Here is a 26,244-nt window from a genome sequence, read left to right on the forward strand (position 1 = left end):
GAATTGATCAAGGCACCTCGGGGTACCAGGGATCTGTTGCCAGGTGAAATTGAAAAGTGGCATTATATTGAGGCGGTGGCGCGAGAGATCAGCGCTATCTACGGATACCAGGAGATCCGGACACCGATTTTCGAGCATACTGAGCTGTTTCTGCGAGGCATCGGGGATACCACCGATGTTGTGCAGAAGGAGATGTATACCTTTGAGGACCGGGGAGGAAGGAGCATTACGCTGCGCCCTGAAGGGACGGCAGCTGTAGTAAGGGCTTACCTGGAGCATCATCTGCAGAATCAACCGCAACCGGTGAAGCTCTATTATCTCGGGCCGATGTTTCGCTACGACCGACCTCAAGCCGGGCGAATGAGGCAGTTCCATCAGGTCGGCATTGAGGCTTTTGGAAGCAATGACCCATCTCTGGACGCCGAGGTCGTTTGCTATACGTGGGATTTTTTATCCAGGCTCGGTCTGAAAGGTCTGCGGGTGGAGGTGAACAGTGTCGGCTGCCCGGAGTGCCGGCCTGTTTTTGGAAGGGATCTTCGAGAGTTCATGAATGAGCATCGGGAGTCTCTCTGTGAGTACTGCCGGGACAGGATCGAGCGCAATCCCCTGCGTCTGCTCGACTGCAAAGAGCAGCGTTGCCAAGATCTCCTGAAGGATGCACCGGGAATCCACCAGTACCTCTGTCCCGAGTGCCGGGGACACTTTCAGAAAGTGCGGGAGTTGCTTCGGGTTGCCGGTATTTCCTTTAGAGTTAATGAAAGGCTGGTGCGCGGCCTGGATTATTATACTCAGACTGCTTTTGAGGTGTCACTGGAGGGGATGGGTGCCCAAAGCTCTGTTGCCGGAGGAGGGCGCTACAATAACCTCGTTGAAACCTGTGGGGGTTCTCCGGTGCCCGGCATCGGGGTGGCTATTGGGCTGGAGCGGGTACTCATCGCACTGGAAAAACTAGGAGTCGAGCTCCCCATCAAGCGGCCGGAGTATATTTTTGTGGCCACGGCAGGAGAGGATCCTTCAGGGGAGCTGGAAAAAGAAGCAATGTCCCTTCTGGTGAAGTTGAGACGTGCCGGTTATCCTGCGGAAAAGGATTTCTTGTCGCGGAGCCTTAAAGCGCAGATGAAGCAGGCAGGAAGGCTTGGTTCCCGCTTCGTTGTCATCCTGGGAACGGAGGAAATGAAAGAGGGGAAAGTTACTCTAAGGGACATGGAGAGAGGAAGTCAAATAAACGTGACTCAGCAGGAACTGTTCCGGTTTCTTGAAAACAGGAAAAGTGGGGAGGCAGAATTGTGAGAAACGGCGGATGTTTAAAACGAACTCACGGATGCGGTGAACTGTCTCTTTCCCTTGCCGGCTTGGAAGTTGTTCTCATGGGGTGGGTCCACAAAAGACGGGATCACGGGGGGATAATCTTCGTTGACCTTCGTGACCGCACGGGCATAGTTCAGGTTGTGTTTAGTCCGGATATTGATGAAGTGGCCTTCGTCAGGGCAGAACCGGTGCGTGCCGAGTATGTACTTGCCATTAGAGGTGTTGTAAGAAAACGCCCTGAGGGAACGGAGAACCCCAATATGGCCACCGGTGAGATCGAAGTAGCTGCCCGGGAAATCGTAATCCTCAACGTCGCTAGGGCCTTGCCCTTTTATCCAACAGAGGCCGCCAATGTCGATGAGGCTCTGAGATTGCGCTATCGCTACATCGATCTGCGGCGCCCTGCCAGCTGGAGGGTCTTTTCCCTGCGGCATCAAGCTGCCCTCGTCATCAGGAAATTTCTTACCACTCATGACTTTCTGGAAGTGGAAACACCTCTCCTCACGAGAAGCACTCCGGAAGGTGCCAGGGATTATCTGGTACCGAGCCGGGTCAATCCAGGCAGTTTTTATGCCCTGCCGCAGTCACCGCAGCTGTTCAAGCAGCTTCTGATGATCGCCGGTTTTGAGCGTTATTTTCAGTTTGCCAGGTGTTTCCGGGATGAAGACCTGAGAGCCGACCGCCAGCCGGAGTTTACCCAACTGGATATAGAGATGTCCTTCGTGGAGGAAAGGGATATCCGGAATCTCACCGAAGAGATGTTGGTGGACCTTTTTAGGGAAGTGCTCGGTGTCGAGCTAAAGAGGCCCTTCCCTTGCCTTACATATGCTGAGGCAAGGAAACGATACGGAACCGACAAACCTGATTTGCGCTTTAATATGGAGCTCGTGGATGTATCGTCACTGGCCGGGAAGAGCTCCTGTCGCGTTTTTGCCGATGCAGTTGAGCGAGGTGGGGTTGTGAAGGGGATAAGGGTACCGGAGGCCGGTTCTTTTAGCCGCAAGATGCTGGATGAATTGTCTAAGCTGGCTGTTAGTTGGGGCGCTCGCGGCCTTGCCTGGTTTGCCCTGGAGGAAAATGGAGTTAGGTCTCCCCTGGCAAAACTCTTCCGCCCGCCAGAGCTGGAGACTCTGATCGGCATGATGGGCGGGCGCACAGGGGATCTTCTTCTGTTTATTGCCGACCGGCAGGAGGTAGCCGAAGAGGTGCTCGGCCGGTTGCGGTTGCAACTGGCAGACCGGCTTGGTCTGGTTGATAATAGGCAATTTTCCTTTGTATGGATAACAGAATTTCCTCTCCTCGAATACAATGAAGACGAGAAAAGATACGAAGCTGTGCATCATCCTTTTACTTCTCCCAGAGATGAGGATCTGCACCTTCTGGAGTCTCATCCTGAAAGAGTAAGAGCAAAGGCTTATGATCTGGTTTTAAACGGAACGGAGATCGGCGGTGGAAGCATCAGGAATCACCGCCGCGATTTGCAGGAGCAACTTTTTCAAGTTATCGGATTGCCAAAGGAGGAGGCCGAGGAGAAGTTTGGGTTTTTACTGGATGCCCTGGACTACGGGGCACCGCCGCACGGCGGCATTGCCTTTGGTTTCGACAGGCTTTTGATGCTGATGCTGCATTTAGAAACAATCAGAGATGTGATCGCCTTTCCGAAGACGCAGAGTGCTACCTGCCTGATGACAGAGGCACCGGCTCCAGTAGCGCCGAAACAGCTACAGGAGTTGCATATTAAGTGCCTGCCGGCGTTGACCGATCAGAGCGTCAAGAGCTGCCGACAACTGGATTCTTGAAAAACGCCAATACGTGTGTTATGATCTAACTGCAAAAAAAGTCAGGCAAAACCCTGCGATGCGCGTGGAATCCCAGGAGTTTTGAGCCAACACCAAAACAATTGGAGCCTGGACTCTGGTTGTGGCTTGTAGGCCCCTCTTTTCGGGGTAACAAAAAGCAACCAGGAGGGCACCACAGTGCTTGAGCCAGGTTCACAAACCCGGGTAACCACGGCATTTGTGGGGTTTTTAGTTTTCTGTTGACATCCATTTACAGATACCTTAACATTGTTGTAATAAAAGTGGGCGAGGAGGATGATTCTTGACGTACTGGAATGAGAGGTATGAGTGCATGCCTCGCTCAGAGCTGCATGCCCTGCAAGAAGAACGACTGCGTGCGACTGTAAGCCGCGTTTATCACGAAGTTCCTTTCTATCGCCACGCATTCCAAAAGCTGGGGCTTATGCCCGGCGATATTCAGACCCTTGGCGATCTTGTTAAGCTTCCTTTTACCACGAAAAACGACCTGCGTGATAACTACCCCTATGGCCTGTTCGCCGTTCCCATGAGTGAGGTGGTGCGCCTCCATGCCTCATCAGGAACAACGGGGAAACCGACTGTCGTCGGTTATACACGCCATGACCTGGATGTCTGGGCGGAAGTGATGGCGCGTTCCCTGACCTGCTGCGGAGCCGGTAAGCACTCCAAGATTCAGAACGCTTACGGCTACGGGCTTTTTACAGGAGGGCTGGGTGTCCACTATGGAGCAGAGCGGATCGGCGCTTCGGTGATTCCCGTTTCCGGCGGGCACACCAAGCGGCAGATTATGATCATGAAGGATTTCGGCAGCACCATCCTCACCTGTACCCCTTCGTATGCCCTCTATCTGGCGGAAGTTATGGAGGAGATGGGGGTTTCCAAGGACGATTTGAGCCTCGAAGGAGGCCTGTTTGGAGCGGAGCCATGGTCGGAAAACCTTAGGAAACAAATCGAGGGGCGCCTCGGTATTCTTGCTCTTGATGTCTACGGGCTTAGTGAGATCATAGGTCCGGGGGTAGCTGTGGAGTGTCCGGTCAAGGAGGGGTTGCACGTCTGGGAAGACCACTTCCTGGTAGAGATTGTTGACCCGGAAACGGGGGAACAACTTCCTCCGGGAAAATACGGCGAATTAGTAATAACTACCCTAACAAAAGAAGCGCTTCCACTACTGCGCTACCGGACGCGGGATATTACCAGAATCATCCAAGAGCCCTGTTCCTGTGGACGTACCCATATCAAGATCGACCGCTTCCAGGGTCGAACCGACGATATGCTAGTCATCAGAGGTGTCAATGTCTTTCCCTCCCAGATTGAAGAGGTTCTCTTCCGTATCAGCCATACAGAGCCTTTTTATCAGATCATTGTCGATCGTAAAGGCCAGCTTGATGAGCTGGAGGTCTGGGTGGAAATATCGGAAGATGTCTTCTCCGACGAGATCAGAAAATTGGAAAAGCTGGAGGAGGAAATTCGGCGCGAAATTGAAGCCGTTTTAGGCATCAGCGTTAAGGTGAAGCTGGTTGAGCCGAAAACTATCGAGCGCTCAGAGGGTAAGGCGACGCGGGTCATCGACCGCCGTCAACTTTAAAGAAAGGGGGAACCCTTTTGCCTGTCAAGCAGATAACCGTTTTTTTGGAGAACAAGTGCGGTAGGCTGGCAAGTGTAACCAGGGTCATCGGCGATCAGGGAATTAATATTCGGGCCTTCTCCGTGGCGGATACGACAGATTTTGGGATCCTGCGCCTGATCGTCAACGAACCGGACAGGGCCTACGAGGCCCTCCGAAAAGCAAATTTTACCGTGAGAATGACCGAGGTGATTGCCGTACAGATCCCCGACAGGCCGGGAGGCCTGGCAGATGTCCTTGATTTGATGCAGGAAGCCGGGATCAATATAGAATATATGTATGCGTTTGTCGCCCAGGTGTCCGGGGACGCCCTGGCGGTGTTCCGGGTGGAGAACACCCGGGTTGCCGAACAGTTAATGTTGGGAAAGGGAATAAAGGTGTTGAGCGGAGAGGAGGTCTACAACCTTTAATGACGGCTATAGGCCGAAGAGCTGCGCAGGGCCTATGAAACTTTTATTGATAAGGGTTTTGTTTTAACAGCTGCCGGTTGCTCTGAGCGGGATAGTTATGATGATTCTGAAGAAACTGGAAGCATAGAACATGGAAGGGAAAAAATTTAACAAAAGAAAGCTGTTGAACCTCGTTATTTTTCTTGTGCTGGGGGCAGTGCTGCTGGCGGCGGTTCCTCGCTGGCTGACAGCGCTCCCTGGAGTGAAGGAGTCTGCAACAGGGAAAGTTGCCCCATCGGGTGAATTAGCTTTCTTTCATGTTCGGAAACTGGCAGCTCCCGAGTTTCAAGGAAGAGCTCCCGGAAGCAGGGGGGCCGACTATGCGGCACGATATATTGCCTCGCAGCTCCGGAGAAGCGGGTGCAGGCCTGCAGGGGAGGCAGGTACCTTCTTCCAGAGCTTACGAATACCCTGCTTTACCCTGTTGAAGAGGGGTTTGCGCTGGAAGCCAGTTGTCCGGGAGGAGGAGTTTCTGTTAAGCGATAACGTCTTGGCTGCGATCGGCCCCGCAGAAGGGGGATCGGTTCCCCAAACGGTAATCATTTCGGCTCATTATGATCACCTCGGTGCCTATGGACCCGGTTATTTTCCCGGTGCCAATGACAACGCATCAGGGGTCGCTGTACTGCTGGAGGCGGCACGAGTGCTAACTGCAGAGGAGGAAGCCTTGCCCTTCCCGGTGATCTTCGCGGCATGGACCGGTGAGGAGGAGGGCATGTACGGATCACGGCACTTTGCCTCCCGCTTTTCACCTGAGAGGATAAAGGCAGTCATCAACCTTGATTCTTTGGGTACGGGTAGCCCGGTGAGCTTCCTCGTCTGGACAAAAGACCGAAAGAACCGGTTGCTGCCTATAGTGGAGGAAGCTGCCCGGGAAGTCGGCGTTGCTGTTGACGTCAGGGTTTTGTCTTCGAGTTCCGGTTATAACAGCGATCATTGGGCGTTTGCTGAAGATGGTATCCCGGCGGTAACCATTCTCTCTCCGGACTGGCTCGAAAAAAACCACACCTTTGAGGACATCCCGGAGCGAATCGTTCCCAGTAAACTGGAAAATGGGGTTAGACTGGTTGTGAAGATGGTTGAAAAACTGGCTGAAAGGGAGAGATAGGATGAAATTCTCACCTTGCGGTCTGGCGACTGGGATCGGCAGCTTGCCGCATACCGATCCGGCTGCAGCAGTATCCATTGTCAAAAAATTTTTTCCTGTAATCCCCCACTGGCCGCAGCTCCCCAAATTGTCGGCTAAGGAATTTTACTACACTCAGTTTCTTCAGGTGTTATTGGACTTGGGGCTGCTGAAGGTGGAAAAGGGGACGCGTGCTTGCTTCCTCGATGAGGAACCGGACTGGCCTGAGCGCCTAGCCGGTTTCTATGACCTCTACCTCCGGGCTACCGAAGGGGATGAGGCAGCACTGCGCAGATTTGCTTTTTCTCCGGGAGCTGCTGAGGGATTTTATCATTTCTGCCGAGAACTGCAGCGCTCTGGTCTGGAAACTGCCAGATATTTGAAAGGGCAGGTGGTAGGCCTGCTCACAGCCGCCTTCCAGATTACCGATCAGAAAGGAGTGCCGTCCTACTATAACCCGATGCTGCGAGATGTTATTCTCAAGCAGCTCTCTCTGCAGGCGCTCTGGCAGGTTAGGACCCTGAGTAGTTTCGGTCTTCCCGTTATGATCTTCATGGACGACCCCGTCATCGACAGCTACGGGAGATATGATCGGATCGGCGTCGATAGAGGGGATGTGCAGGATGTACTGGCGGAATTCGCATCCTGCGTACGCGGCGCCGGGGGTCTTGCGGGGGTGCATTCCTGTTCCGATCTGGACTGGTCGCTGCTACTGGAGGCCGACGTTGATGTCATCAGCTTTGATACCTATCAGTTTGCAGACAGCTTTTTGCTTTTTCCGGACCTGATCAGGGGTTTTATGGAAAGAGGGGGAGTGATAGCCTGGGGTATTGTTCCTACCGATGGGAATGCCCTTTCCTGTGAGGATACCGCTTCTTTGCGAGGACGGATGCACAGGTTGTTGCAGGATCTGATTGACAAAGGGGTCACAGCTCGACTGCTCTATACGCAGAGCTTGATCACTCCTGCCTGTGGGGCAGGAACGCTGACGGAACCCCAGGCAGAGCGCATTTACAGCTTGACTGCAGAGCTGTCAAATGAGTGGAAAGCCATCATTGATTGATGTTAGTTATATTTTGATAATGCCATTCGGCCGCGTGACTGCGAATCCGTACCGGGCTTTAGGAAAAGCCCGGTTTTTTATCGTTGTTCTCACCTCTTTTTTCAACTCTTCCGTCAACCTATCCAATTTTATTTGGCGAAACTTCTTTGATGTGTATTGCTCTGGCTATAGTTCCTAAAATTGTCCGGCGTCGTCAAGACGGAATTTGTTATGGGGGAGTGCATTCAAAGTGCTTTGAACGGGATTGACGTCCTAAAAATTTATACAGTTTTTTTATTAGGAAGAGCAGGAATTTGCTTATCGATCAAGAATAATGTGGTGGTGGAAAGTGGTGCAAAGTGGGTTAATTATTTAACGGGGTGGGGCAGCGTTGTTCATAGGGGAATACCACCACAATCTTGACAGCAAAGGGCGTGTGATTCTCCCGGCGAAATTCAGGGCCTGCCTGGGAGAACGCTGCATCACCACGCGCGGTCTGGATCACTGTCTTTTCGTATTCCCCATGGAAGAATGGCGGCAGCTGGAGCAGAAGCTGAAGTCTCTACCCCTTACTCGTCCCGAAGCCAGAGCTTTCTCCCGCTTCTTTTTCTCCGGTGCCACTGAGTGCGAACTGGACGCTCAGGGGCGCGTCCTGATTCCTCCCTCACTTCGGGAATATGCGTCAATAACCAGGGAGGTTGCCATTATTGGGGTTTCCTCCAGAATCGAGATCTGGGCGGCGGACCGCTGGTCCGAATACTGTGCCGGTGCCGAGGAAACATATGAAGAACTGGCAGAAAAAATGGGAGAAGGCGGTGCTTTTGGTGGCTGAGGTAGAGCACATTCCGGTGATGCTGGAAACAGCCCTTGATCTGCTGGCGCTCAAGGAAGGATGCACTTATGTTGACTGCACTCTCGGCGGCGGCGGGCACGCCGGGGAAATACTCCGCCGTATCGGTCCTCGAGGGCGTCTGATCGGTTTTGATAAGGACGGCAAGGCACTTGAACGCATAAAGGATGTGCTCGCTCCTTACCTGGACAGGGTTACCCTTGTTAAGTGTGATTTCCGCCACCTTGCGGTGGTTCTGAAAAAGCTCGGGGTTATTCAGGTAGACGGCATTTTATTTGATCTGGGAGTATCCGCCTATCAGCTACTCGATCCGGAACGGGGATTTAGCTACAACTACGATGCACCGCTGGACATGAGAATGGATGAGGGCTCTCAGACCACGGCAAAGGACCTGGTAAATTCCCTCTCGGAAAGGGAACTAGCCGACATCATTTTTCGTTACGGGGAGGAAAAATGGGCGCGCCGGATCGCCCGTTTTATCGTCGAGCGGAGAGAGAGCGCGCCTATTACGACGACCCACCAGTTGGTCGAGATCATTAAGGATGCCATACCTGCGGCAGCTCGCCGCAAAGGCCCCCATCCCGCCCGGCGCACTTTTCAAGCCCTGCGCATTGCAGTCAATGACGAACTTGCCGGGATTGAAGAAGGGATCCGGGCGGGTATACCTTTTTTATCTGCCGGGGGAAGAATTGTTGTGATAACTTTTCACTCCCTGGAGGACCGGATAGTCAAGAATATTTTCAGGGAGTACGCCGGTGCTTCCATTTTACAAATTATCACCAAAAAGCCCCTGGTGCCCTCCCCAGCAGAGTGCAGGCAGAACCCGAGAGCGCGCAGTGCTAAGTTGCGGGCTGCCGAAAAGTTGCCGTCCATTATGTAATATCAGGAGAGCGAGGTGAATAGATTTGGTATTGGCAGAAAAGAGACAATCCCTTCGGCATTCTCACCTCTGGACACAGACGAGACCGCTGAGTAGGCCGCGAGCACGGCTGAAGGCTGTTGTCTACATAAAGATTGTCGGCGTTATCCTTTTTGGCTTTGCCTTTGGACTTTTTTACATATACAAGCACAGCCAGGTAGCGGCGATCGGATACCAGATTGAGTCGACAAAACAGAGTATTGCTGCTTTGCAAAGAGAAAACAAGCGTTTAGAATTAATGGTGGCGGAGCTTCAAAGCCCGGAACGGGTAGAGGAGATCGCCAGATCGAAACTGGGGATGAAAGAACCGGCAGATGTAGTGCTCGCCGCTCTACCGGCGGAGGCATCTCTTCTATCTGAGAGCGAGGAAGCTGAGAGCAAAGAAGCTCAATTAGAGCAGGACAAGGAACGGGCTAATGCCTTGACCCGGGTGGCCGAGCAATTGATAGGCAGAGCCGAAGCTTCGCCGCGCTGACGGGGTGCATCTGATTGGCGGCCAGAAATGTTGATGTTCGCAAGAGGATAACAGCTCTTTTTTTTCTTCTTTTTTTGTTTTCTTGCTGTTGAACGTGCGCCTTTTCTGGCTGCAGCTGGTTAGAGGCAGTTGGTATCAGCAGCAGGCGCTCCAAAACCGGATTCGGGAGATCGTGGTCGAACCCAAGCGGGGAGTAATCTACGATCGCAACGGTAATGAGCTGGCGGTAAGTATCAGCACTGAGGCCTGCTATGCCGTGCCTGCCGAAGTCGCAAAGTCGGGCAAGACGGCTTATGTGGCCCGGGAGTTATCGCGGATCCTTGAAATGAAAGAAGAAGACGTCTATGAACTTCTTACCCGAAAACAGCATTCTGTCTGGATTAAGTTTAAACTCACCCAGGAACAGGCTAAGGAAATAAGGGAGAAAAAACTCCCTGGCATAGGGATAATTCCAAAACCCCAACGCTATTATCCAAAGAAGAATCTGGCATGTCATGTCCTGGGGATTGCCGGAGACTACAACCAGGGGCTGGAAGGGATCGAAGTGGCCTACGACAAGGAGTTATCCGGCTTGGAGGGGCGTCTGTTGGTGGAGTACGACGCCGCCGGCCATGAAATCCCTGAGTCCACCCATCAGTTTATCGAACCTGAGCAAGGTCTGAGTGTTGTTCTTACTATCGACCAGACCATCCAGTATATTGCAGAGCGGGAACTGGATAAAATCTTTCAGGAACGCAGCCCAAAAAGTGCTACAATTATTGTGATGGACCCGCATACCGGGGAAATCCTTGCTATGGCTAACAGGCCGGATTTCGATCCCAATAACTATCAAAAGTACTCCAATCAGGCGCGCCGCAATAAGGCCATTGCCGACAGCTATGAACCGGGTTCTACTTTTAAAATTGTTACACTGGCTGCTGCTCTGGAGGAGAAGGTGGCCGACAGAAATGACCGCTTTTTTGATCCCGGTAGCATCAGGGTTAACGGAGAGGTAATCCACTGCTGGCTTCCGGAAGGGCATGGGAGCCAGACCCTGGCCGAGGTAGTTCAAAACTCCTGTAACCCCGGATTTATCACTCTGGGACTCCGCCTCGGTGTCCAGAAGTTATATAAGTACATCAAGGCCTTCGGCTTCGGGAGTTGTCTCGGTATCGATCTGCCGGGGGAAGCAACGGGTATCATTATTCCCGAGAATCAGGTCAAGCCTGTCGACCTGGCAACCATCTCGATAGGGCAGGCCAACAGCGTTACCCCCCTGCAGATGGTAACCGCCCTTTCTGCAGTGGTTAATGGAGGCAAATTGATGAAGCCTTATCTGGTTAAAGAGCTGCGGAACAGCGAGGGGAAAGTGGTTAAGCGGTTTCGGCCTCAGGTCCTGCGCCAGGTGATTTCCCCTGAGACATCGCGATTGGAGAGGGAGTTGCTGGAATCGGTAGTCACCAAGGGGTCGGGGCGCAATGCTTACATTGAAGGGTATTCGGTGGGTGGAAAGACCGGGACGGCTCAAAAGCCGCTACCCGGAGGGGGTTATTCAACTACCGATTATATAGCCTCTTTTCTCGGCTTTGCACCTGTTGATGATCCCCGACTCGTTGCTCTGGTGGTAGTTGATTCTCCGCAAGGTTATCCTTATTACGGGGGTACGGTGGCAGCACCTGTTTTCCGGGAAGTTGTTAGGGACAGCCTGCGGTACTTGGGGGTTCCGATGCGCTATCGCCCCGAGGAGAAGTCGGCCGGGGAGAATATGACAGTTGTGCCGCCTGTTGTCAATCTGCCGCTTCAAGAGGCTGAAAAAATATTGAAGGAAGCGGGGTTGGAGTGCAGCCGGGTAGGAAACGGAGAGATTGTTTACGGGCAGATTCCCCCCGACGGTGTCGAGGTGAGGAGGGGGAGCAAGGTGCTCCTCGACCTGCGCCCTCCTGAATCCACTGCCAATGGCAAGCGGGAAGTCCCCAATCTCCAGGGAAAGACCCTGCGGGATGCGGCAGAGCTGCTGGGGATGATGGGTCTTGTGCTTGTCCCTGAAGGGGACGACTTGCCGACGGGGATCGCCGTAGAGCAGGACCCGCAACCCGGCACATCTCTTCCGGCAGGGGGGCGTGTCAGGGTCAAATTCCGCCCTCCACCCAACATCGAAGTTGAGCCATGATACTAGGAAATGGATTCCTGGATAAAATAGCCATTGAAAGGATGGTGTCAAATGGCAATACCATTCCATTATTTGCTGCACGGAGTCGATATTGTAGCGGCCAGGGGATTGCATGTTCCCGTAGCAGGAGTCCATTATGATTCCCGCCAGGTGCGGCCGGGGTATATCTTTGTTTGTATAGTAGGTTATCGCACCGATGGCCATCTCTACATCCAGGATGCCATTGCCCGGGGAGCGGCCGGTTTCGTCATCGAAAAGGACGTTCCTCTGCCTCCGGGTGTACCTTATGCCAGGGTCAGAAGTTCTCGCCGGGCACTGGCAGTGATAGGGGCGAACTACTACGGTCAACCGAGCCGGTCACTCACCGTGATCGGGGTTACCGGTACCAATGGCAAAACTACGACCTCTCATTTGATAGAAGCGGTATTACGTGCCCGGGGGGAGCACACCGGACTGATTGGAACGATTTGGATTAAGATGGGTGATGATAAGCAACCGGTGGAGCGGACGACTCCGGAATCTTTAGACCTGCAGCGGATTCTCCGGGAGATGGTTAACTCCGGTATCAGTGCTGTTACCATGGAGGTTTCCTCCCATGCCCTCTATCTCGATCGGGTGGCAGAGTGTGAATTCGACATCGGGGTTTTTACAAATTTAACACAGGACCATCTCGATTTTCACGGAAATCTTAAAGATTACCTGGCTGCAAAAATGCGTCTTTTTCAGGGGCTGGGAGAGAAGAGGACGAAAAAACGCCCTTCTTATGCTGTTGTTAATTGCGATGACCCAGCCGGAAGGGCGATAGTGCAGAATACTAAGGTGCCGGTTATCACGTATGGAATCCGGGAAGAAGCGGATGTCAGAGCCAGGGATGTGCGGCTCACAGGGGAGGGAAGCGATTTTATTGTTTCCTGCAGAGAGGGTGACATTCCCTTTAAGGTTTCTCTCCCCGGAGAGTTCAATGTTTTTAACAGCCTTGCCGCCATCTGTGTGGGGCTGAGAGAGGGTGTGCCCGTTCCTCTCCTGCAGGATGTTCTGCGGGAGATAAAGGGTGTTCCCGGGCGCTTTCAGCGGGTTGATGAGGGGCAGAATTTTACTGTGATTGTGGATTATGCGCATACCCCTGACGGCCTTGAAAATGTTCTAAGAACCGCCCGCCGGATCGCACCCGGTCGATTAATAACCGTCTTCGGGTGCGGAGGGGACCGGGATGCCGGCAAGCGCCCCTTGATGGGAAGGATTTCCGGGGAGTTGAGCGACTATTCTGTGCTCACCTCCGATAACCCCCGAACCGAGGATGCTGAAAGCATCATCCGGATGATCGAGAAAGGGATCAAAGAGGTTAACAACGCTTCTTACACGGTCATCCTGGAGCGCTATGAGGGGATCCGGCATGCCCTCCACTACGCCAGAGAAGGGGATATCGTTGTTATAGCCGGAAAGGGGCATGAAAATTATCAAATAATTGGGGATCAGGTGATCCCCTTCGATGATTATCAGGTTGCTAAGGAGATACTGCAAAAGGAGATCGTAAGCTGAGTTATGGAGCCGTTAACATTAGAAGAGATTGTTAAAGCCGTACAAGGAAGGCTAGTTCATGGAGGAAGAGAGGAAAAAATAACAGGTGTCAGCATTGACAGCAGGAAGGTGCGGCGGGGGGATCTCTTTTTTGCTTTTCCTGGGGCACGCAATGACGGCCATGATTTTGTCGGTCAGGCTCTGAAAGCTGGAGCGGCAGCAGCAGTTGTTACTCGTCCGGTCAAGGATGCAAAAGAAAAGCCACTGATTCTGGTAAGCGATCCGCTGGAGGCGCTCCAGGGGCTGGCGCGTTATTACCGCCGTCTCTTCAATATTCCTGTTGTTGGGATTACGGGAAGCACGGGGAAGACCACAACGAAGGACATCATCGCTGGCGTTCTCGGAAAGAGGTGGCGCGTTTTAAAAAATGAGGGGAATTACAACAACGAGATCGGCCTTCCGTTGACTTTGCTCAGGATGGAACGCAGCCACCAGGTAGCGGTACTGGAAATGGCGATGCGCGGGAGGGGTGAAATTGCGGCCCTTTGCGAGATCGGACAGCCGCAGGTAGGGGTGATCACCAACATAGGGAAAACGCACCTGGAGCTTCTAGGTTCCCAGGAGGCCATTGCGGAGGCCAAGGGAGAGCTCTTGGAGGCGCTGCCGCCGGACGGCTGTGCCGTCTTAAATGCAGAGGATCCCTGGCAGTTGCGCCTGGCTTCCAGGGTGCGCGGAGAGGTGATCTTTTATGGAATGGAAGAAAACTGCGCCGTCAGGGTATCCGACATCACCTTACAGGAGCTGGATGGGGTCAAATTTCTGCTGCGGACCCCTAGCGGGGAGGTCCCATGTTTTCTGCCCATTCCGGGGCGGCATAATGTCTACAACGCCTTGGCTGCTGCAGCGGTCGGGCATTATTTTGGGTTAACCCCTGAGGAAATAGCCTCCGGCCTGGGCTCCCCCTCCCGGACGGGGATGCGCCTGGAGATCAAGGACGGAATGAATGGTGTCAGGGTTATCGATGACTCCTATAACGCCAGCCCTGCCTCCGTCAAGGCCGCCCTGGAACTGTTGGCAGCAGCCCGCGGCAGAAGAAAGATAGCCGTTTTGGGTGATATGTATGAACTGGGGACCGAAAGCTTATCCGGCCACCGGGAGGTGGGAGAAAAGGCGGCTCTTCTTCATGTTGATTGCCTGTGCACTGTCGGTGAACTGGCACAGGAAACCGCCGCGGGAGCAGCCCAAGCGGGATTGCCGCCGGAGCGCATCCATGTTTTTCGGAGAAAGGATGAAGCAGCAGCATTTTTGCAGTCCTTTCTGTCGGAAGGGGATGTTGTGCTCATCAAGGGTTCCCGGGGGATGAGGATGGAGGAGATCGCGGAGTTCCTCACAAAGAGGAGTGATGTCCGTTGAGCGCAGTTAAAATGTCGATCCTGGCAGGGGGAATAGGTTTAGCAACCGTCCTCCTGCTGGGCCCGCTGGTTATTCCCCTGCTGTACAGGTTGAAGTTCGGGCAGGAAATCAGAGATGACGGCCCGCGTGCCCACCTCAAGAAGCGGGGGACGGCAACGATGGGTGGGATCATGATTCTGGCAGGAACCGCTTTGGCCAGCTTTCTTGTGAACGGCGCCTCTCCAGAAAACCTGTTCCTGTTTGCCGTCATGCTGGGCTGCGGCCTGCTGGGGTTTGCGGATGATTACCTCAAAATAGTCTTCAGGCGCCCTCTAGGTCTGCGGGCGCGGGCGAAGATGCTAGGCTTGCTTATCGTCGGGGCATTTCTGGCTTGGAGTGCCTATATTCTCCAGCGGGGCACCTTAATTGCCATTCCCTTTACAGAATTGAAGATTCAGGTGGGCTTGTTTTATTATTTATTTGTGGTGCTGGTTCTGATAGCTACGGCGAATGCCGTTAACCTGACGGATGGACTCGACGGTCTCGCCGGCGGGCTGACCGCAATCGTCGGGATTGCTTATGTTTTTATTTCCCTGCTGACGGGGCATGAGGCTGCTGCGGTCTTTGCCGCTGCTGTGTCCGGGAGCTGCCTTGGTTTTCTTAAGTTTAATCATTATCCAGCAAGGGTATTTATGGGTGACACCGGTTCTCTCGCTCTGGGGGGTGCACTGGCGGGGATTGCGGTTTTAACTGTTTCGGAACTGACCCTGGTCATCTTGGGAGGAGTTTTTGTTCTAGAGGTGATATCTGTGGTGATTCAAGTGATATCTTTCCAGATGAGCGGGAAGCGCGTCTTCCGGATGAGCCCCCTGCACCATCATTTTGAATTGTCCGGATGGCCGGAAGTCCGTGTTGTCTATTTTTTCTGGTTGATCGGCTGCTGTCTGGCGGTATTGGGGATTCTGTCGCTGAGGGGAATGGGATAGGAGATGTGGGCATTGTCTGACTTGAGAGGGAAAAAGGTGCTCGTAATTGGTTTAGCCCGCAGCGGACAGGCGGCGGTCCGCTTTCTGTGGGAACAAGGCGCCCAGGTTACCGGTGCCGATCAGAAAAAGGAAAGTGAATTGGGTACTGAATTCCAGAAATTGAAGGAAATCCCGGCCACTTTTATTACCGGCGGCTACCCGAAGATAAAACCTGAGGATTGGGATCTGATCATCGTCAGCCCCGGTGTTCCCCAAACCATTCCGCCGGTTCGGGAGGCAGAGAGGTACGGGATTCCTATCTGGAGCGAACTGGAGCTGGCGAGCCGTTTGATCGGAGAACCGATCATCGCCATTACCGGTACCAATGGAAAAACCACTACCACGGCGCTGCTGGGGTATATTTTCGAAAAGGCAGGGATACCGGCAGCAGTAGCAGGAAATATCGGGATACCGCTGATCCGGGAGGTGGATCGGGTTTTGCACGGGGGGCGTAAAGTCCACTACTGGGTTGTTGAGGTCAGTTCCTTTCAGCTGGAGCGTATTGACAGATTTCGCCCTCATATTGCCGTTTTTCTCAACCTTACCCCCGACCATATCGACAGGCATGGGGATCTGGAGAGCTACGGCAAAATCAAGTCCCGTATTTTTGCCAATCAAGGGGCGGATGACTGGGCTGTGGTTAACCTGGATGACTCCTGGCTGGCGTCAAATATGCCGGCAGTTACCAGTCGGGTCTACGGTTTTTCCCGCCGAAGGCTGCCTGCGGAGGGGATTGGAGTGCAGGGTGGTGAGATCTGCTATCACCTAAAAGGGAAAAGGGAGAGGCTGTGTGCTGCGGATACCGTCAAGATGCCTGGGCCTCATAACCTGGAGAATGCTCTGGCGGCGGCAGCAGCAGCACTCCTGGCAGGTGTGGATAGAGAGAGCGTAGCCGGTGCTCTGGCCACTTTCCCCGGTGTTCCGCATCGCCTGGAGGAGGTGCGGGTGCTGAAAGGGGTAAAGTATGTAAATGATTCCAAAGGGACCAACCCGGAGTCCGTTTCCCGGGCTCTTGACTCCTTTACAAATCCGGTGATCCTCATCGCCGGGGGCAGACATAAGGGGAGCGATTTTGAGGAACTGGCCCGGAAAGTCAAAGAAAAGGCGAAGGCCCTGATTCTCATTGGTGAGGCCGCCGGTATTATACGCCAGGCCGTTTCCGGCACCGGTTTTAAGAATATCTATGATGCCGCTTCCTTAGCGGAGGGAGTGCAGATCGCTTCTCGTCTCGCCGAGCCGGGTGATGTGGTATTGCTTTCTCCCGCCTGCGCCAGCTGGGATATGTTTCGGGATTACGAGGAGCGGGGGGAGTGTTTCAAAAAGCTGGTCAACCAATTATAGGGGGGAGGCCGAATGAAAGGGCGCAGTGCCCCTGATTTCTTCCTCTTTATCATCGTCCTCTTGCTGTTGACGGTGGGAATAATCATGGTCTTTAGCTCCAGTTATGTGTTTGCCCAGGCAACCTATGCCGATGGCGCTCACTTTCTCAAACACCAGCTTGTCTGGGCACTGCTGGGAATCACCGGGATGACCGTGGTTATGAAGATCGATTACCATCACTTTAAAAAGTGGGCGAACCTCTTTTTTGGCAGTGCTCTGGTTCTGTTGATTTTGGTTTTGGTTCCGGGTGTGGGAATTACAATTAAAGGCGCTACTCGCTGGATAGGTCTAGGATTTCTTACCTTTCAGCCGTCGGAGCTTGCCAAGCTCGCCCTGGTTGTTTTTTTGGCCAAAAACCTGGCCGCAAAGCAGAACCAGATTAAACACTTTGCAAAGGGCTTGCTCCCCTCCCTCCTGGCGGCAGGGGTGGTCTGCGGGTTGATTCTCCTACAGCCGGACTTGGGAACCGCAGTCGCCATTGCCTGCACAACTTACCTGATTTTAGCGGCAGCAGGGGCGCGAGGAAGTCATCTGGCGGGATTAGCGCTGCTCGGTTTGGGTCTGGTGGCCCTGGCTATTCGTCTGGAACCCTATAGAATGTCGCGCTTTCTGGCCTTTCTGGATCCCTGGGCGGATCCCCTGGGAGATGGTTTTCAAACGATCCAGGCTCTCTACGCAGTCGGTTCGGGTGGAATCTTCGGGCTCGGTCTCGGTGAAGGAAGGCAGAAGTTCTTCTACCTGCCCGAGCAGCACACCGATTTTATCTTCGCCGTTTTGGCCGAAGAGCTGGGATTCATCGGGACGACTTTCGTGCTCCTTCTCTTCTTTGCGTTTATGTGGAGGGGTATGAAAATAGCCATGAAGGCGCCAGATCTTTTCGGTTCGCTGCTCGCAGCCGGGATTACCATTATGGTTGTCATCCAGGCCGTTCTCAATATCGGAGTGGTTACCGGTTGCCTCCCGGTGACCGGTATTACCCTTCCCTTCATCAGTTACGGAGGTTCCTCCCTGACCTTGAATCTTTTAGGAATTGGAATCCTCTTAAATATTTCGCACTTTGTGGAAGAATAGGGGTTTTCAGAAGATGCGTGTGCTCATTACCGGAGGGGGAACAGGAGGACATCTTTACCCTGCCCTGGCCGTTGCCGGCTTGCTGAAAGAATATGTTCCTTCTGGTGAGATTCTCTTTGTAGGCACAGGTGAGGGGTTGGAAAGCACTGTGGTGCCCGCTGCAGGCTATTCCTTTAGGCGGATAGGCGCTGTCAAGTGGCCGCGTCGGCTTTCCCTCAAGATGCCTGGCGTTTTTTGGGGATTGGGTAAGGGCTACCTGCAGGGAATAAAAATCATCAAAGAGTTCCGCCCTGATGCCGTTTTTGCTACAGGGGGCTATGTTTCTGTACCTGTTGGGCTGGCGGCGGTCAGAAGGGGGGTTCCCCTGTTCCTTCATGAACAGAACGCAATTCCCGGTATGGCCAACCGACTGCTGGCACGCTGGGCGAAGGTAACATTTACCACCTTCCCATTGCGGAAGGAAACCTTTCCGCGAAAAGCGAATTCAATCCATTCAGGACTGCCTGTTCGCAAAGAGATCCTCAGGACGGAGCGTCGGGACGGGTTGCGCTATTTCGGGTTTGACGACGATTGCTTTACCTTGCTGGTGACCGGAGGCAGTCGAGGAGCGCGGAGCATTAACATTGTGATGCAGGAAATATATCTGAAGATTTGTGCCGGAGAAGCATTCCTTCCCGGTCTGCAGGTGATTCATCTCACCGGCATGGATGAGTATCAAGCATACTGCCGTAAGCTGTCAGCGAAGGGAATATATGGTTCAAAAATAGGCAAACTAGTTATTAGACCTTACCTGGATAAAATGGAATACGCTCTGGCTGCTGCAGATCTGGTGATCAGTCGGGCTGGAGCGGCGACCCTTGCCGAATTAACGGCGCGCGGCCTGCCGGCGGTCTTGGTGCCGTACCCCTATGCGACAGGAGACCATCAATATCATAATGCCCGTTATTTGGAAGAAGCGGGTGCCGCTGTTTTAATTCGGGAAGAGGACCTCACAGCCGAGAGGTTGCTTCGAGAGATCGGCAGGATTGTCGGCGACCGTCAGTTGCGCCAGAAAATGGCGGAACAGTCCCACAGGCTTGGGCGGCCGGAGGCGGGAGAAGTTATCGTACGCACCATAATACAGAAGATAACAAGCAAGTAACCTTCCCAAAAAGTATTACATACACTGTTGTTGTAACACGTACACGCTGGGGAGGCTTTTGTGCAGAGAGGAGAAGGTTCAAGGTGGATGTTCGATGGTATCACTTTATCGGTATCGGCGGTGTGGGCATGAGCGGCCTCGCCCGGGTTCTGCTTGACAGAGGAATGAAGGTTAGCGGCTCTGATCTGGCCGCTTCACCCATAATAGATAAACTGCGGCAGCTGGGCGCTCATGTAGCCATTGGACACGCAGCAGAAAACATAGTTGAGGGTATTGATGAAGTTGTTGTTTCCTCTGCCGTTCATCCCTCTAACATTGAGCTCAGCACAGCCAGGCAAAAAGGTATACCGGTAATAACCCGCGGCGGCTTACTTGCTCGGGTAATGGATGATTATAAAAGCATTGCGGTTACAGGAGCCCATGGCAAGACAACGACGAGCGCTATGATTGCCCTCGTCCTGAAGAAGAATGGTTTGGATCCAACCTACCTGATCGGCGGCCAGGTTAGTGAACTGGGAGGCAACGCCGGTTCAGGGAGAGGGGAATACCTCGTTGCCGAATCCGATGAGAGCGACGGATCTTTCCTCAAACAGGAACCGTATGCCGCTGTTATTACAAATATAGACGATGATCACCTGGATTATTACAAAAGTCTTGACGGAATTTTGCAGGCTTTTCAGGATTTCCTGGCCCGCCTCCAAAGGACCGGGTTTGCCGTTCTTTGCACCGACAATGAAAATGTGCAAAAGTTGGATACATCTTCAGTGGAGGCTGTTACCTACGGCTTGAACGGAAGTCCAAATTTTCAAGCGAAGAATGTTGTTTGCAAAGGGTTCGCCTCAGAGTCGGAAGTTTTTCAGGATGGTCGTTTGCTGGGAAAACTGAGCCTCTCTGTACCAGGCCTCCATAACGTGCAAAACGCTCTGGCGGCAATCGCCGTGGGGATGCGCTTAGGGCTTGATTTTTCAAGTATTGCAAGGGCATTGTCTTGTTTTCGGGGAGTAGAACGTCGTTTCCAGCTGGTTGCTCAGTATGACGGGGTCTGGATCGTTGATGACTATGCCCATCATCCTTCGGAGATCAGGGAACTGGTAAAGACAGGTCTGGGGATCAAGCGGGGCAGAATGATCGTCGTTTTCCAGCCGCACCGGTACACCAGAACGAAGCTCCTCAAAGAGGGTTTTGGGAGGTCCTTCCGCGGTAGCGACCTGGTCATTATCACGGATATCTATTCCGCCGGAGAACCCCCTTTAAATGGGGTTTCCGCAGACCTGATCGTGAAGGAACTAAGGAAGAACGGTCAGGATGTCATCTTCATCAAGGATCTCGACGGTGTGGTGAAGTACCTTTTGCGGGAGCTGCGGTCCGGAGACCTGATCCTGACGGTTGGTGCAGGCAATGTCTGGACGGTGGGAAGAAATCTGGCCCTCAACTTGACGCGGCGGTCCGCAGAAAAATAGTGCCTTGGGTGTCATTATGAACTGGCAAGAACTGGCACAAAAACTGGAGTCGAGGATTGAAGGCCGAGTTCTGGCGCAGGCCCCGCTGAAGAATTATACTACATGGCGCGTCGGGGGGCCTGCAGATCTGCTCGTCATCCCACGCAATAAGAGTGATGTCCGGGAAGCCTTAGGCTTTGCTCGGAATCACTGCCTGCCTGTAACCGTCATCGGCAACGGTTCGAATCTTTTGGTACTCGACGGCGGTATCCGCGGTTTGGCATTAAAGATCGGCAATGGTCTCAATTCTCTCTGGATTAAAGGGGATTATCTGATAGCAGAAGCGGGAGCACTGCTGCCGGCTCTGGCCAGGCAGGCGGGCAAGGCAGGTTTAAGCGGGATGGAATTTGCCGTAGGGATACCTGCTACGCTGGGAGGCGCTGTAGTTATGAATGCCGGCGCTTTCGGTGAGGACATCGGATCTCTTGTCCGGGAGATAGAGGCCATCCGGATTGACGGGACCGAGATTAAATGGCGTCGTGAAGAACTGTCCTTCGGTTACCGCTCATCCAACCTGCAAGGTCGGGAGTTGGTTGTGCTCAAGGCAAAACTGCAGTTGGTACCAGCTCCTAAAGAGGAGATTAACGCCAGGATGGAAAGTAATATTACCTCTAGGAGGATGACCCAACCCCTGGAACTCCCTACGGCGGGCAGCGTTTTTCGCAATCCCCCCGGTCATCATGCCGGAAGGCTAATTGAAGCTGTGGGGCTCAAAGGGTACTGCCTAGGGGATGCCCAGGTATCCATGAAACACGCCAATTTCATTATCAACCGCGGCAATGCCACAGGGCGGGATATTCGAGCCTTAATAGAATTAATTCAACAGCGCGTCTTTCAGGAGTGGGGGATTTTTCTGGTTCCTGAAGTAATGATTGTCGGGGAGGAAGGGTGAATTGGGGATGGAGAGGCTGGTTGTTACCGGGGGCGTCCCTCTCAAGGGGTCGATAACGGTGAGCGGAGCGAAAAACGCCATTTTACCGCTTCTTGCAGCCTGTCTGCTAAGTAAAAACCGCGTTGTTCTCGAGGGAGTACCCTGTTTAAATGATGTCAGAACGATGAAAGAGGTCCTAGAGTCCCTTGGAGCTAAGATCAAATGGACAGGGAGTGTGATGGAAGTAGACCCCTCGTCCATCACTTCTGTGGGAGTGCATCCCGATTTGATGCGCAAGATGCGGGCTTCCAACTTGGTGATGGGGCCCCTCCTGAGCCGCTTTGGGAGAGTGAAGGCCTCTTACCCCGGGGGGTGCACCATTGGTTCCCGACCCATCGATCTGCACCTGAAGGGTTTTATTGCCCTAGGTGCGAGGATCGCCGAAGACCACGGCTTTATCGAGGCGGAAGCGTTTAAGCTCCGGGGAACTGAAATCCACCTGGATTTTCCCAGCGTTGGGGCGACCGAAAACATCATGATGGCTGCATCCCTTGCTGAGGGGACCACTATCATCAGAAATGCGGCACGGGAACCGGAGATTATCGACCTTCAAAACTTCCTCAATAAGTTAGGGGCGAGAATCAGAGGGGCAGGTCTGGACACGATCCGCATTGACGGAGCCCGGAGGCTCGGAAAGGAGATTTCTTATCGGGTAATTCCCGACCGGATCGAGACTGGCACCTTCATGGTGGCTGCTGCTCTGACTCAGGGGGAGGTGCTCATTAAAAACACCATTCCCGAGCATGTGGAGGCTGTTACCGCGAAACTGCGGGAGGCAGGCATTAAGATTAGAGAGGAGGAGGACCGCATTATTGTTTCCGGGCAGCCCGGTTGGAATGCCCTTGACATCAGAACCCTTCCTTTTCCTGGGTTTCCTACTGATATGCAGCCCCAAATGATGATCTTCCTCAGCCTGGCTCAAGGAACAAGCATTATTACCGAAAATATTTTTGAGAACCGCTTTCAGCATGTTGGGGAATTCCGGCGCATGGGCGCTCAGATCCAGGTAGAGGGAAGAAGCGCGGTGATCAGGGGTGTGTCGCGGTTGACCGGGGCAGTTGTCCAGGCGACGGATCTCCGGGCCGGTGCGGCTCTGGTTCTCGGAGGGCTGGCGGCCGAAAACACCACCATTATTGAGGGAGTGCACCATATCGACCGGGGGTATGAAAATCTGGAAACAAGGCTTCAGATGTTGGGAGCAAAGATTTGCCGAACTTCGGATTAGTATTTATTTCTTTATTTTTTCGTTAGGGGTGGACAGGTTGTGGTCGATGGGGTAGAGCCCAGAAGAAAAGCGGGGAAAAGATTTGCCCGGCGGAAGTTCTTTCGCCTGGTTAAGAATGTATCGGTTTTATCCCTCTGTGTGCTCTCTCTTTATTATTTCAGCCAGTCTCAGTTCTTTGCTCTGAAGAGGATCGATGTCAGGGGACTGGCAAAACAAAACAGGGATGAGGTTGTTCGTGTAAGCGGATTGAGCCTCGGTATGAATTACTTTCGTCTCGATATTCAGCAGGCGGAAGAGCGCCTGCGTTCTCTTCCGCTGATTGAGCAGGTAGAAGTGCGAAAGAGTTTTCCTAACACGGTGATCATTGATATCAAAGAGCGGGAACCCCATGCCCTTCTCTGCGTTAATGGGGGCTTTTGGGTTATCGATAAAAAGGGTTACTGCCTGGAGAGGTTGTCGGGAACGCTCGGCCTCCCTGTGATCACCGGCTTGGTACCGGATTCACTTACTCCGGGGCAGCGTGTCAGCAGAAAACAACTGCTAAAAGCGGTTTTGGCTGCTCTCGATGGTGAGGTACAGTATTATCTTTCGGAGATAAATATGAATTCTGAAGACAACCTAATAGCGTACAGCCGAGGTGGGGTTCCTATTTTGCTGGGAACGGCGGAGAGGTTGCCGGATAAACTGAGGTTAAGCGTATCTTTTATCAAAACGATGGGGGAGGCGAAAATTGATTATATTGATATCAGGGCGGTCGAAGCCCCGGCAGTTAAATACCATGATTCGGAATTTAAGGATGGTGAAAAAATCTTTTCCGTCCCTTAAATAAAAAGGAAAACATTGAACTGTGTTGAATTTTTACTATGAAAGTAACCGGGTGGGGGTGCAGCGGTTGGCCCGGGGAAATACACTGGTCGGGCTTGATGTAGGAAGTTCCAAAGTAGCTGTTATTGTCGGCGAAATGGGCTTGGATGGACAAATTCAGGTTGTAGGTTTTGGTTCCGTGTATTCAGCAGGTATCAGGAAGGGTAATGTGGTTGATATCGAAAACACGGTCCGGGCGATTGAAGCAGCCATCGAAAAGGCGGAACAGATGAGTGGACGACCTATCGATGGCGGCTATGTAAGTATTACCGGGACGAGTATTTCATCTCTCAACAATAGAGGGGTTGTAGCCGTTGCCAATCCTGAGCAGGAGATTGTGCCTGAGGATGTGGAGAGGGTACTTCAAGCTGCACGGGTGATAGCCCTTCCTCATGATCGGAGAATCATTCATGTTATACCCCGACAGTATATTGTGGATGGAAATGACAGCATCCTGGATCCGGTCGGAATGATGGGCTCAAGGCTGGAAGTGGAAACCCATATTGTCACAATCACCAATGCTGCGGTGGTAAATTTGTTAAAGTGCTGTGAGAAGGCGGGTTTCCATCCTCAAGAGCTGGTTTTGAACGCTTATGCATCGGGAGAAGCGGTCCTCTTTCCGGCCGAAAAGGAGCTGGGCGTGGTGGTTGTCGATATCGGGGGTGGCACGACCGATATCGCCATATTCGAACAGGGAACTCTGTGGTATACTTCTGTTCTGCCTGTAGGTGGTGATTATATCACCAGCGATCTAGCCGTCGGCTTGAGAACTCCTTTGACTCAAGCGGAAATCATTAAGAAGGAGTTCGGAGGAACCCTACCTGAAAACACTTCAGACAGTGAGATGGTAGAGGTTCCTAGTGTGGGCGGAAGGGACACCTTCAGGGTTTCCAGGAAAATGATCGCCAGTATTATTGAGCCACGCGTGCAGGAAATCCTCGGCCTTATCAAGAATAAATTGGATAGCTCCGGTTATCAGGGGGTGCTTCCGGGGGGAGTTGTTCTGACCGGAGGAACAGCTTTAACAGAAGGTATAGCCGAACTGGCGGCGAAAATTTTGCAAAAGCCAGTGAGAATCGGCTACCCGGAAGGGGTGGGCGGCCTTGCCGATGTGATCCACAGCCCGGTCTATGCGACGGGGGTAGGATTGCTGTTATACGGAGCAAAGCGTTCCCAAGATGTAAGTGATCATGATGAGGGGTTATCTTTAAAGGGTGTGGTTGGAAAGGTTAGAAAATGGATTCAAGATCTTTTTTAAAGTGAGGGATCGACAGGGAGATGTTGGAATTGGAAGTTGATACAAATCAGTTTGCCGATATCAAGGTGATTGGTGTTGGTGGCGGTGGGAGCAACGCCGTCAACAGAATGATCCAGTCCGACTTAAAGGGTGTGCATTTCATTACTGTAAACACCGATGCCCAGGCATTAAACCTTTCTCTGGCAGAACACAAGATTCAAATTGGCGCCAAGCTTACCAAAGGTCTGGGGGCAGGTGCCGATCCCGAGATCGGGAAAAAAGCTGCCGAGGAAAGCCGTGAAGAGTTAGTGCAGGCCTTGCGAGGAGCCGATATGGTTTTTGTCACTGCTGGTATGGGCGGAGGTACGGGAACCGGTGGTGCTCCCGTCGTCGCCGAAGTTGCCCGGGAAGTCGGCGCTTTGACGGTAGGTGTGGTTACCCGTCCTTTTGTCTTCGAGGGAAAAAAGAGGGCTGTTCAGGCAGAGCGCGGCATCCAGGAGTTGAGAACGAAGGTCGACACTTTGATTACAATTCCCAATGACCGGCTTCTCCAGGTAGTTGATAAGACTACCTCTATTAATGAGGCCTTTCGCATAGCCGATGATGTTTTGCGGCAGGGCGTACAGGGCATTTCCGATCTGATTGCCGTACCAGGGCTGATCAACCTGGATTTTGCCGACGTTAAGACGATTATGGCGGAGACGGGCTCCGCTTTGATGGGGATCGGGAGTGCACGCGGTGAAAACAGAGCAGTAGAAGCTGCACGTATTGCAATTTCCAGCCCCCTGTTGGAGACATCTATTGAAGGGGCAAGAGGAGTTCTTCTCAATATTACGGGTGGCCCAGATCTGGGACTTTTTGAGGTGAATGAAGCGGCTGAGATTATTTCTCAGGCAGCGGATCCCGAAGCCAATATTATCTTTGGGGCGGTTATTGACGAAAACCTCGAGGATGAGGTGAGGGTTACCGTTATAGCAACCGGTTTTGATTCCAAACCGAATGCCGAAAAGGAGAGTACGGTTGTCGATTTGCGTTCGTTCACCTCTGATGATCTGGATATCCCGGCTTTCCTGCGCAAGAGATAAAATACAGTATTATAATTATCATCTATAACCGGCCGGAAGTCGTAACTTTCGGCATTTTTATTAAGTGCATTCTGCCATATTTTGACATATTGTAACTGATGGATCTATTATAATTAA

The 26,244-nt window shown here is 52.8% G+C and carries 22 protein-coding genes, 1 other RNA gene and 1 pseudogene; all 24 read left to right on the forward strand.

The genetic code is table 11. The features are described from left to right. Positions 1–3: 3 nt before the first annotated feature. The 24 genes and pseudogenes from hisS (at position 4) to ftsZ (ending at position 26,127) form a co-directional block, all read left to right on the forward strand. Positions 4–1,290: a histidine--tRNA ligase gene (hisS, locus tag TPH_RS06275; RefSeq protein ID WP_015050351.1), complete on the forward strand. Its 1,287-nt coding sequence runs from the start codon at positions 4–6 to the stop codon at positions 1,288–1,290. Then, the gene (aspS, locus tag TPH_RS06280) at positions 1,287–3,107 is read left to right on the forward strand and encodes an aspartate--tRNA ligase (RefSeq protein WP_015050352.1); all 1,821 of its coding nucleotides are present in this window, start codon (positions 1,287–1,289) and stop codon (positions 3,105–3,107) included. The genes hisS and aspS overlap by 4 nt, the downstream gene beginning before the upstream one ends. A gap of 47 nt (positions 3,108–3,154) precedes the next feature. After that, positions 3,155–3,337, forward strand: a non-coding RNA gene (gene ssrS / locus TPH_RS14725) — 6S RNA. 71 nt (positions 3,338–3,408) lie between these two features. Beyond that, positions 3,409–4,710 (forward strand): phenylacetate--CoA ligase family protein, encoded by a 1,302-nt coding sequence (locus TPH_RS06285; RefSeq protein ID WP_015050353.1) that lies wholly within the window; start codon positions 3,409–3,411, stop codon positions 4,708–4,710. Between the two features lie 17 nt (positions 4,711–4,727). After that, positions 4,728–5,159, forward strand: coding sequence for an ACT domain-containing protein (locus TPH_RS06290; RefSeq protein ID WP_015050354.1), 432 nt, complete (start codon positions 4,728–4,730; stop codon positions 5,157–5,159). A 130-nt stretch (positions 5,160–5,289) separates the two neighbouring features. Continuing rightward, complete coding sequence (locus TPH_RS06295; RefSeq protein WP_015050355.1) at positions 5,290–6,306, forward strand: M28 family metallopeptidase; 1,017 nt, start codon at positions 5,290–5,292, stop codon at positions 6,304–6,306. Position 6,307: 1 nt separating this feature from the next. After that, positions 6,308–7,387, forward strand: a complete 1,080-nt coding sequence (locus tag TPH_RS06300; protein WP_015050356.1) for a uroporphyrinogen decarboxylase/cobalamine-independent methonine synthase family protein — start codon at positions 6,308–6,310, stop codon at positions 7,385–7,387. Between the two features lie 370 nt (positions 7,388–7,757). Continuing rightward, positions 7,758–8,198, forward strand: a complete 441-nt coding sequence (gene mraZ / locus TPH_RS06305; RefSeq protein WP_015050357.1) for a division/cell wall cluster transcriptional repressor MraZ — start codon at positions 7,758–7,760, stop codon at positions 8,196–8,198. Next, the gene (rsmH, locus tag TPH_RS06310; RefSeq protein ID WP_015050358.1) at positions 8,149–9,096 is read left to right on the forward strand and encodes a 16S rRNA (cytosine(1402)-N(4))-methyltransferase RsmH; all 948 of its coding nucleotides are present in this window, start codon (positions 8,149–8,151) and stop codon (positions 9,094–9,096) included. Before mraZ ends, rsmH begins: the two co-directional genes overlap by 50 nt. Before the next feature lie 31 nt (positions 9,097–9,127). Continuing rightward, the gene (gene ftsL / locus TPH_RS06315; RefSeq protein WP_158502664.1) at positions 9,128–9,610 is read left to right on the forward strand and encodes a cell division protein FtsL; all 483 of its coding nucleotides are present in this window, start codon (positions 9,128–9,130) and stop codon (positions 9,608–9,610) included. Between the two features lie 76 nt (positions 9,611–9,686). Beyond that, positions 9,687–11,507: pseudogene (locus TPH_RS06320) on the forward strand (stage V sporulation protein D); the annotation flags it as partial. Continuing rightward, positions 11,508–11,759 carry a PASTA domain-containing protein gene (locus TPH_RS16700; protein WP_456243259.1) on the forward strand — a complete coding sequence of 84 codons (252 nt, stop codon included), beginning with the start codon at positions 11,508–11,510 and terminating at the stop codon, positions 11,757–11,759. Between the two features lie 51 nt (positions 11,760–11,810). Continuing rightward, positions 11,811–13,298 carry a UDP-N-acetylmuramoyl-L-alanyl-D-glutamate--2,6-diaminopimelate ligase gene (locus tag TPH_RS06325; RefSeq protein WP_015050361.1) on the forward strand — a complete coding sequence of 496 codons (1,488 nt, stop codon included), beginning with the start codon at positions 11,811–11,813 and terminating at the stop codon, positions 13,296–13,298. Between the two features lie 3 nt (positions 13,299–13,301). Then, a complete protein-coding gene (locus TPH_RS06330; protein WP_015050362.1) occupies positions 13,302–14,690 on the forward strand; it encodes a UDP-N-acetylmuramoyl-tripeptide--D-alanyl-D-alanine ligase in 1,389 nt (462 codons plus the stop codon). Continuing rightward, entirely contained in the window at positions 14,687–15,655 is a 969-nt protein-coding gene (gene mraY / locus TPH_RS06335) for a phospho-N-acetylmuramoyl-pentapeptide-transferase (protein ID WP_015050363.1), read from the forward strand. The genes TPH_RS06330 and mraY overlap by 4 nt, the downstream gene beginning before the upstream one ends. A gap of 3 nt (positions 15,656–15,658) precedes the next feature. Continuing rightward, complete coding sequence (gene murD / locus TPH_RS06340) at positions 15,659–17,035, forward strand: UDP-N-acetylmuramoyl-L-alanine--D-glutamate ligase (RefSeq protein ID WP_037999045.1); 1,377 nt, start codon at positions 15,659–15,661, stop codon at positions 17,033–17,035. 12 nt (positions 17,036–17,047) lie between these two features. Continuing rightward, positions 17,048–18,145 (forward strand): stage V sporulation protein E, encoded by a 1,098-nt coding sequence (spoVE, locus tag TPH_RS06345; protein WP_015050365.1) that lies wholly within the window; start codon positions 17,048–17,050, stop codon positions 18,143–18,145. A gap of 13 nt (positions 18,146–18,158) precedes the next feature. Then, the gene (gene murG, locus TPH_RS06350; protein WP_015050366.1) at positions 18,159–19,286 is read left to right on the forward strand and encodes an undecaprenyldiphospho-muramoylpentapeptide beta-N-acetylglucosaminyltransferase; all 1,128 of its coding nucleotides are present in this window, start codon (positions 18,159–18,161) and stop codon (positions 19,284–19,286) included. A gap of 83 nt (positions 19,287–19,369) precedes the next feature. Then, the gene (gene murC, locus TPH_RS06355; protein ID WP_015050367.1) at positions 19,370–20,746 is read left to right on the forward strand and encodes a UDP-N-acetylmuramate--L-alanine ligase; all 1,377 of its coding nucleotides are present in this window, start codon (positions 19,370–19,372) and stop codon (positions 20,744–20,746) included. Positions 20,747–20,762: 16 nt separating this feature from the next. After that, positions 20,763–21,677, forward strand: a complete 915-nt coding sequence (gene murB / locus TPH_RS06360) for a UDP-N-acetylmuramate dehydrogenase (protein ID WP_015050368.1) — start codon at positions 20,763–20,765, stop codon at positions 21,675–21,677. A gap of 7 nt (positions 21,678–21,684) precedes the next feature. Then, positions 21,685–22,941: a UDP-N-acetylglucosamine 1-carboxyvinyltransferase gene (gene murA, locus TPH_RS06365; protein ID WP_028991010.1), complete on the forward strand. Its 1,257-nt coding sequence runs from the start codon at positions 21,685–21,687 to the stop codon at positions 22,939–22,941. Positions 22,942–22,980: 39 nt separating this feature from the next. After that, positions 22,981–23,766, forward strand: coding sequence for a cell division protein FtsQ/DivIB (locus tag TPH_RS06370; RefSeq protein ID WP_015050370.1), 786 nt, complete (start codon positions 22,981–22,983; stop codon positions 23,764–23,766). Between the two features lie 58 nt (positions 23,767–23,824). Continuing rightward, complete coding sequence (gene ftsA, locus TPH_RS06375) at positions 23,825–25,063, forward strand: cell division protein FtsA (protein WP_408033292.1); 1,239 nt, start codon at positions 23,825–23,827, stop codon at positions 25,061–25,063. A gap of 20 nt (positions 25,064–25,083) precedes the next feature. Then, entirely contained in the window at positions 25,084–26,127 is a 1,044-nt protein-coding gene (gene ftsZ, locus TPH_RS06380; RefSeq protein ID WP_028991008.1) for a cell division protein FtsZ, read from the forward strand. Positions 26,128–26,244 lie beyond the last annotated feature (117 nt).

Origin of the sequence: Thermacetogenium phaeum DSM 12270, assembly GCF_000305935.1 — a bacterium.
GTDB classification, from domain to species: domain Bacteria; phylum Bacillota; class DSM-12270; order Thermacetogeniales; family Thermacetogeniaceae; genus Thermacetogenium; species Thermacetogenium phaeum.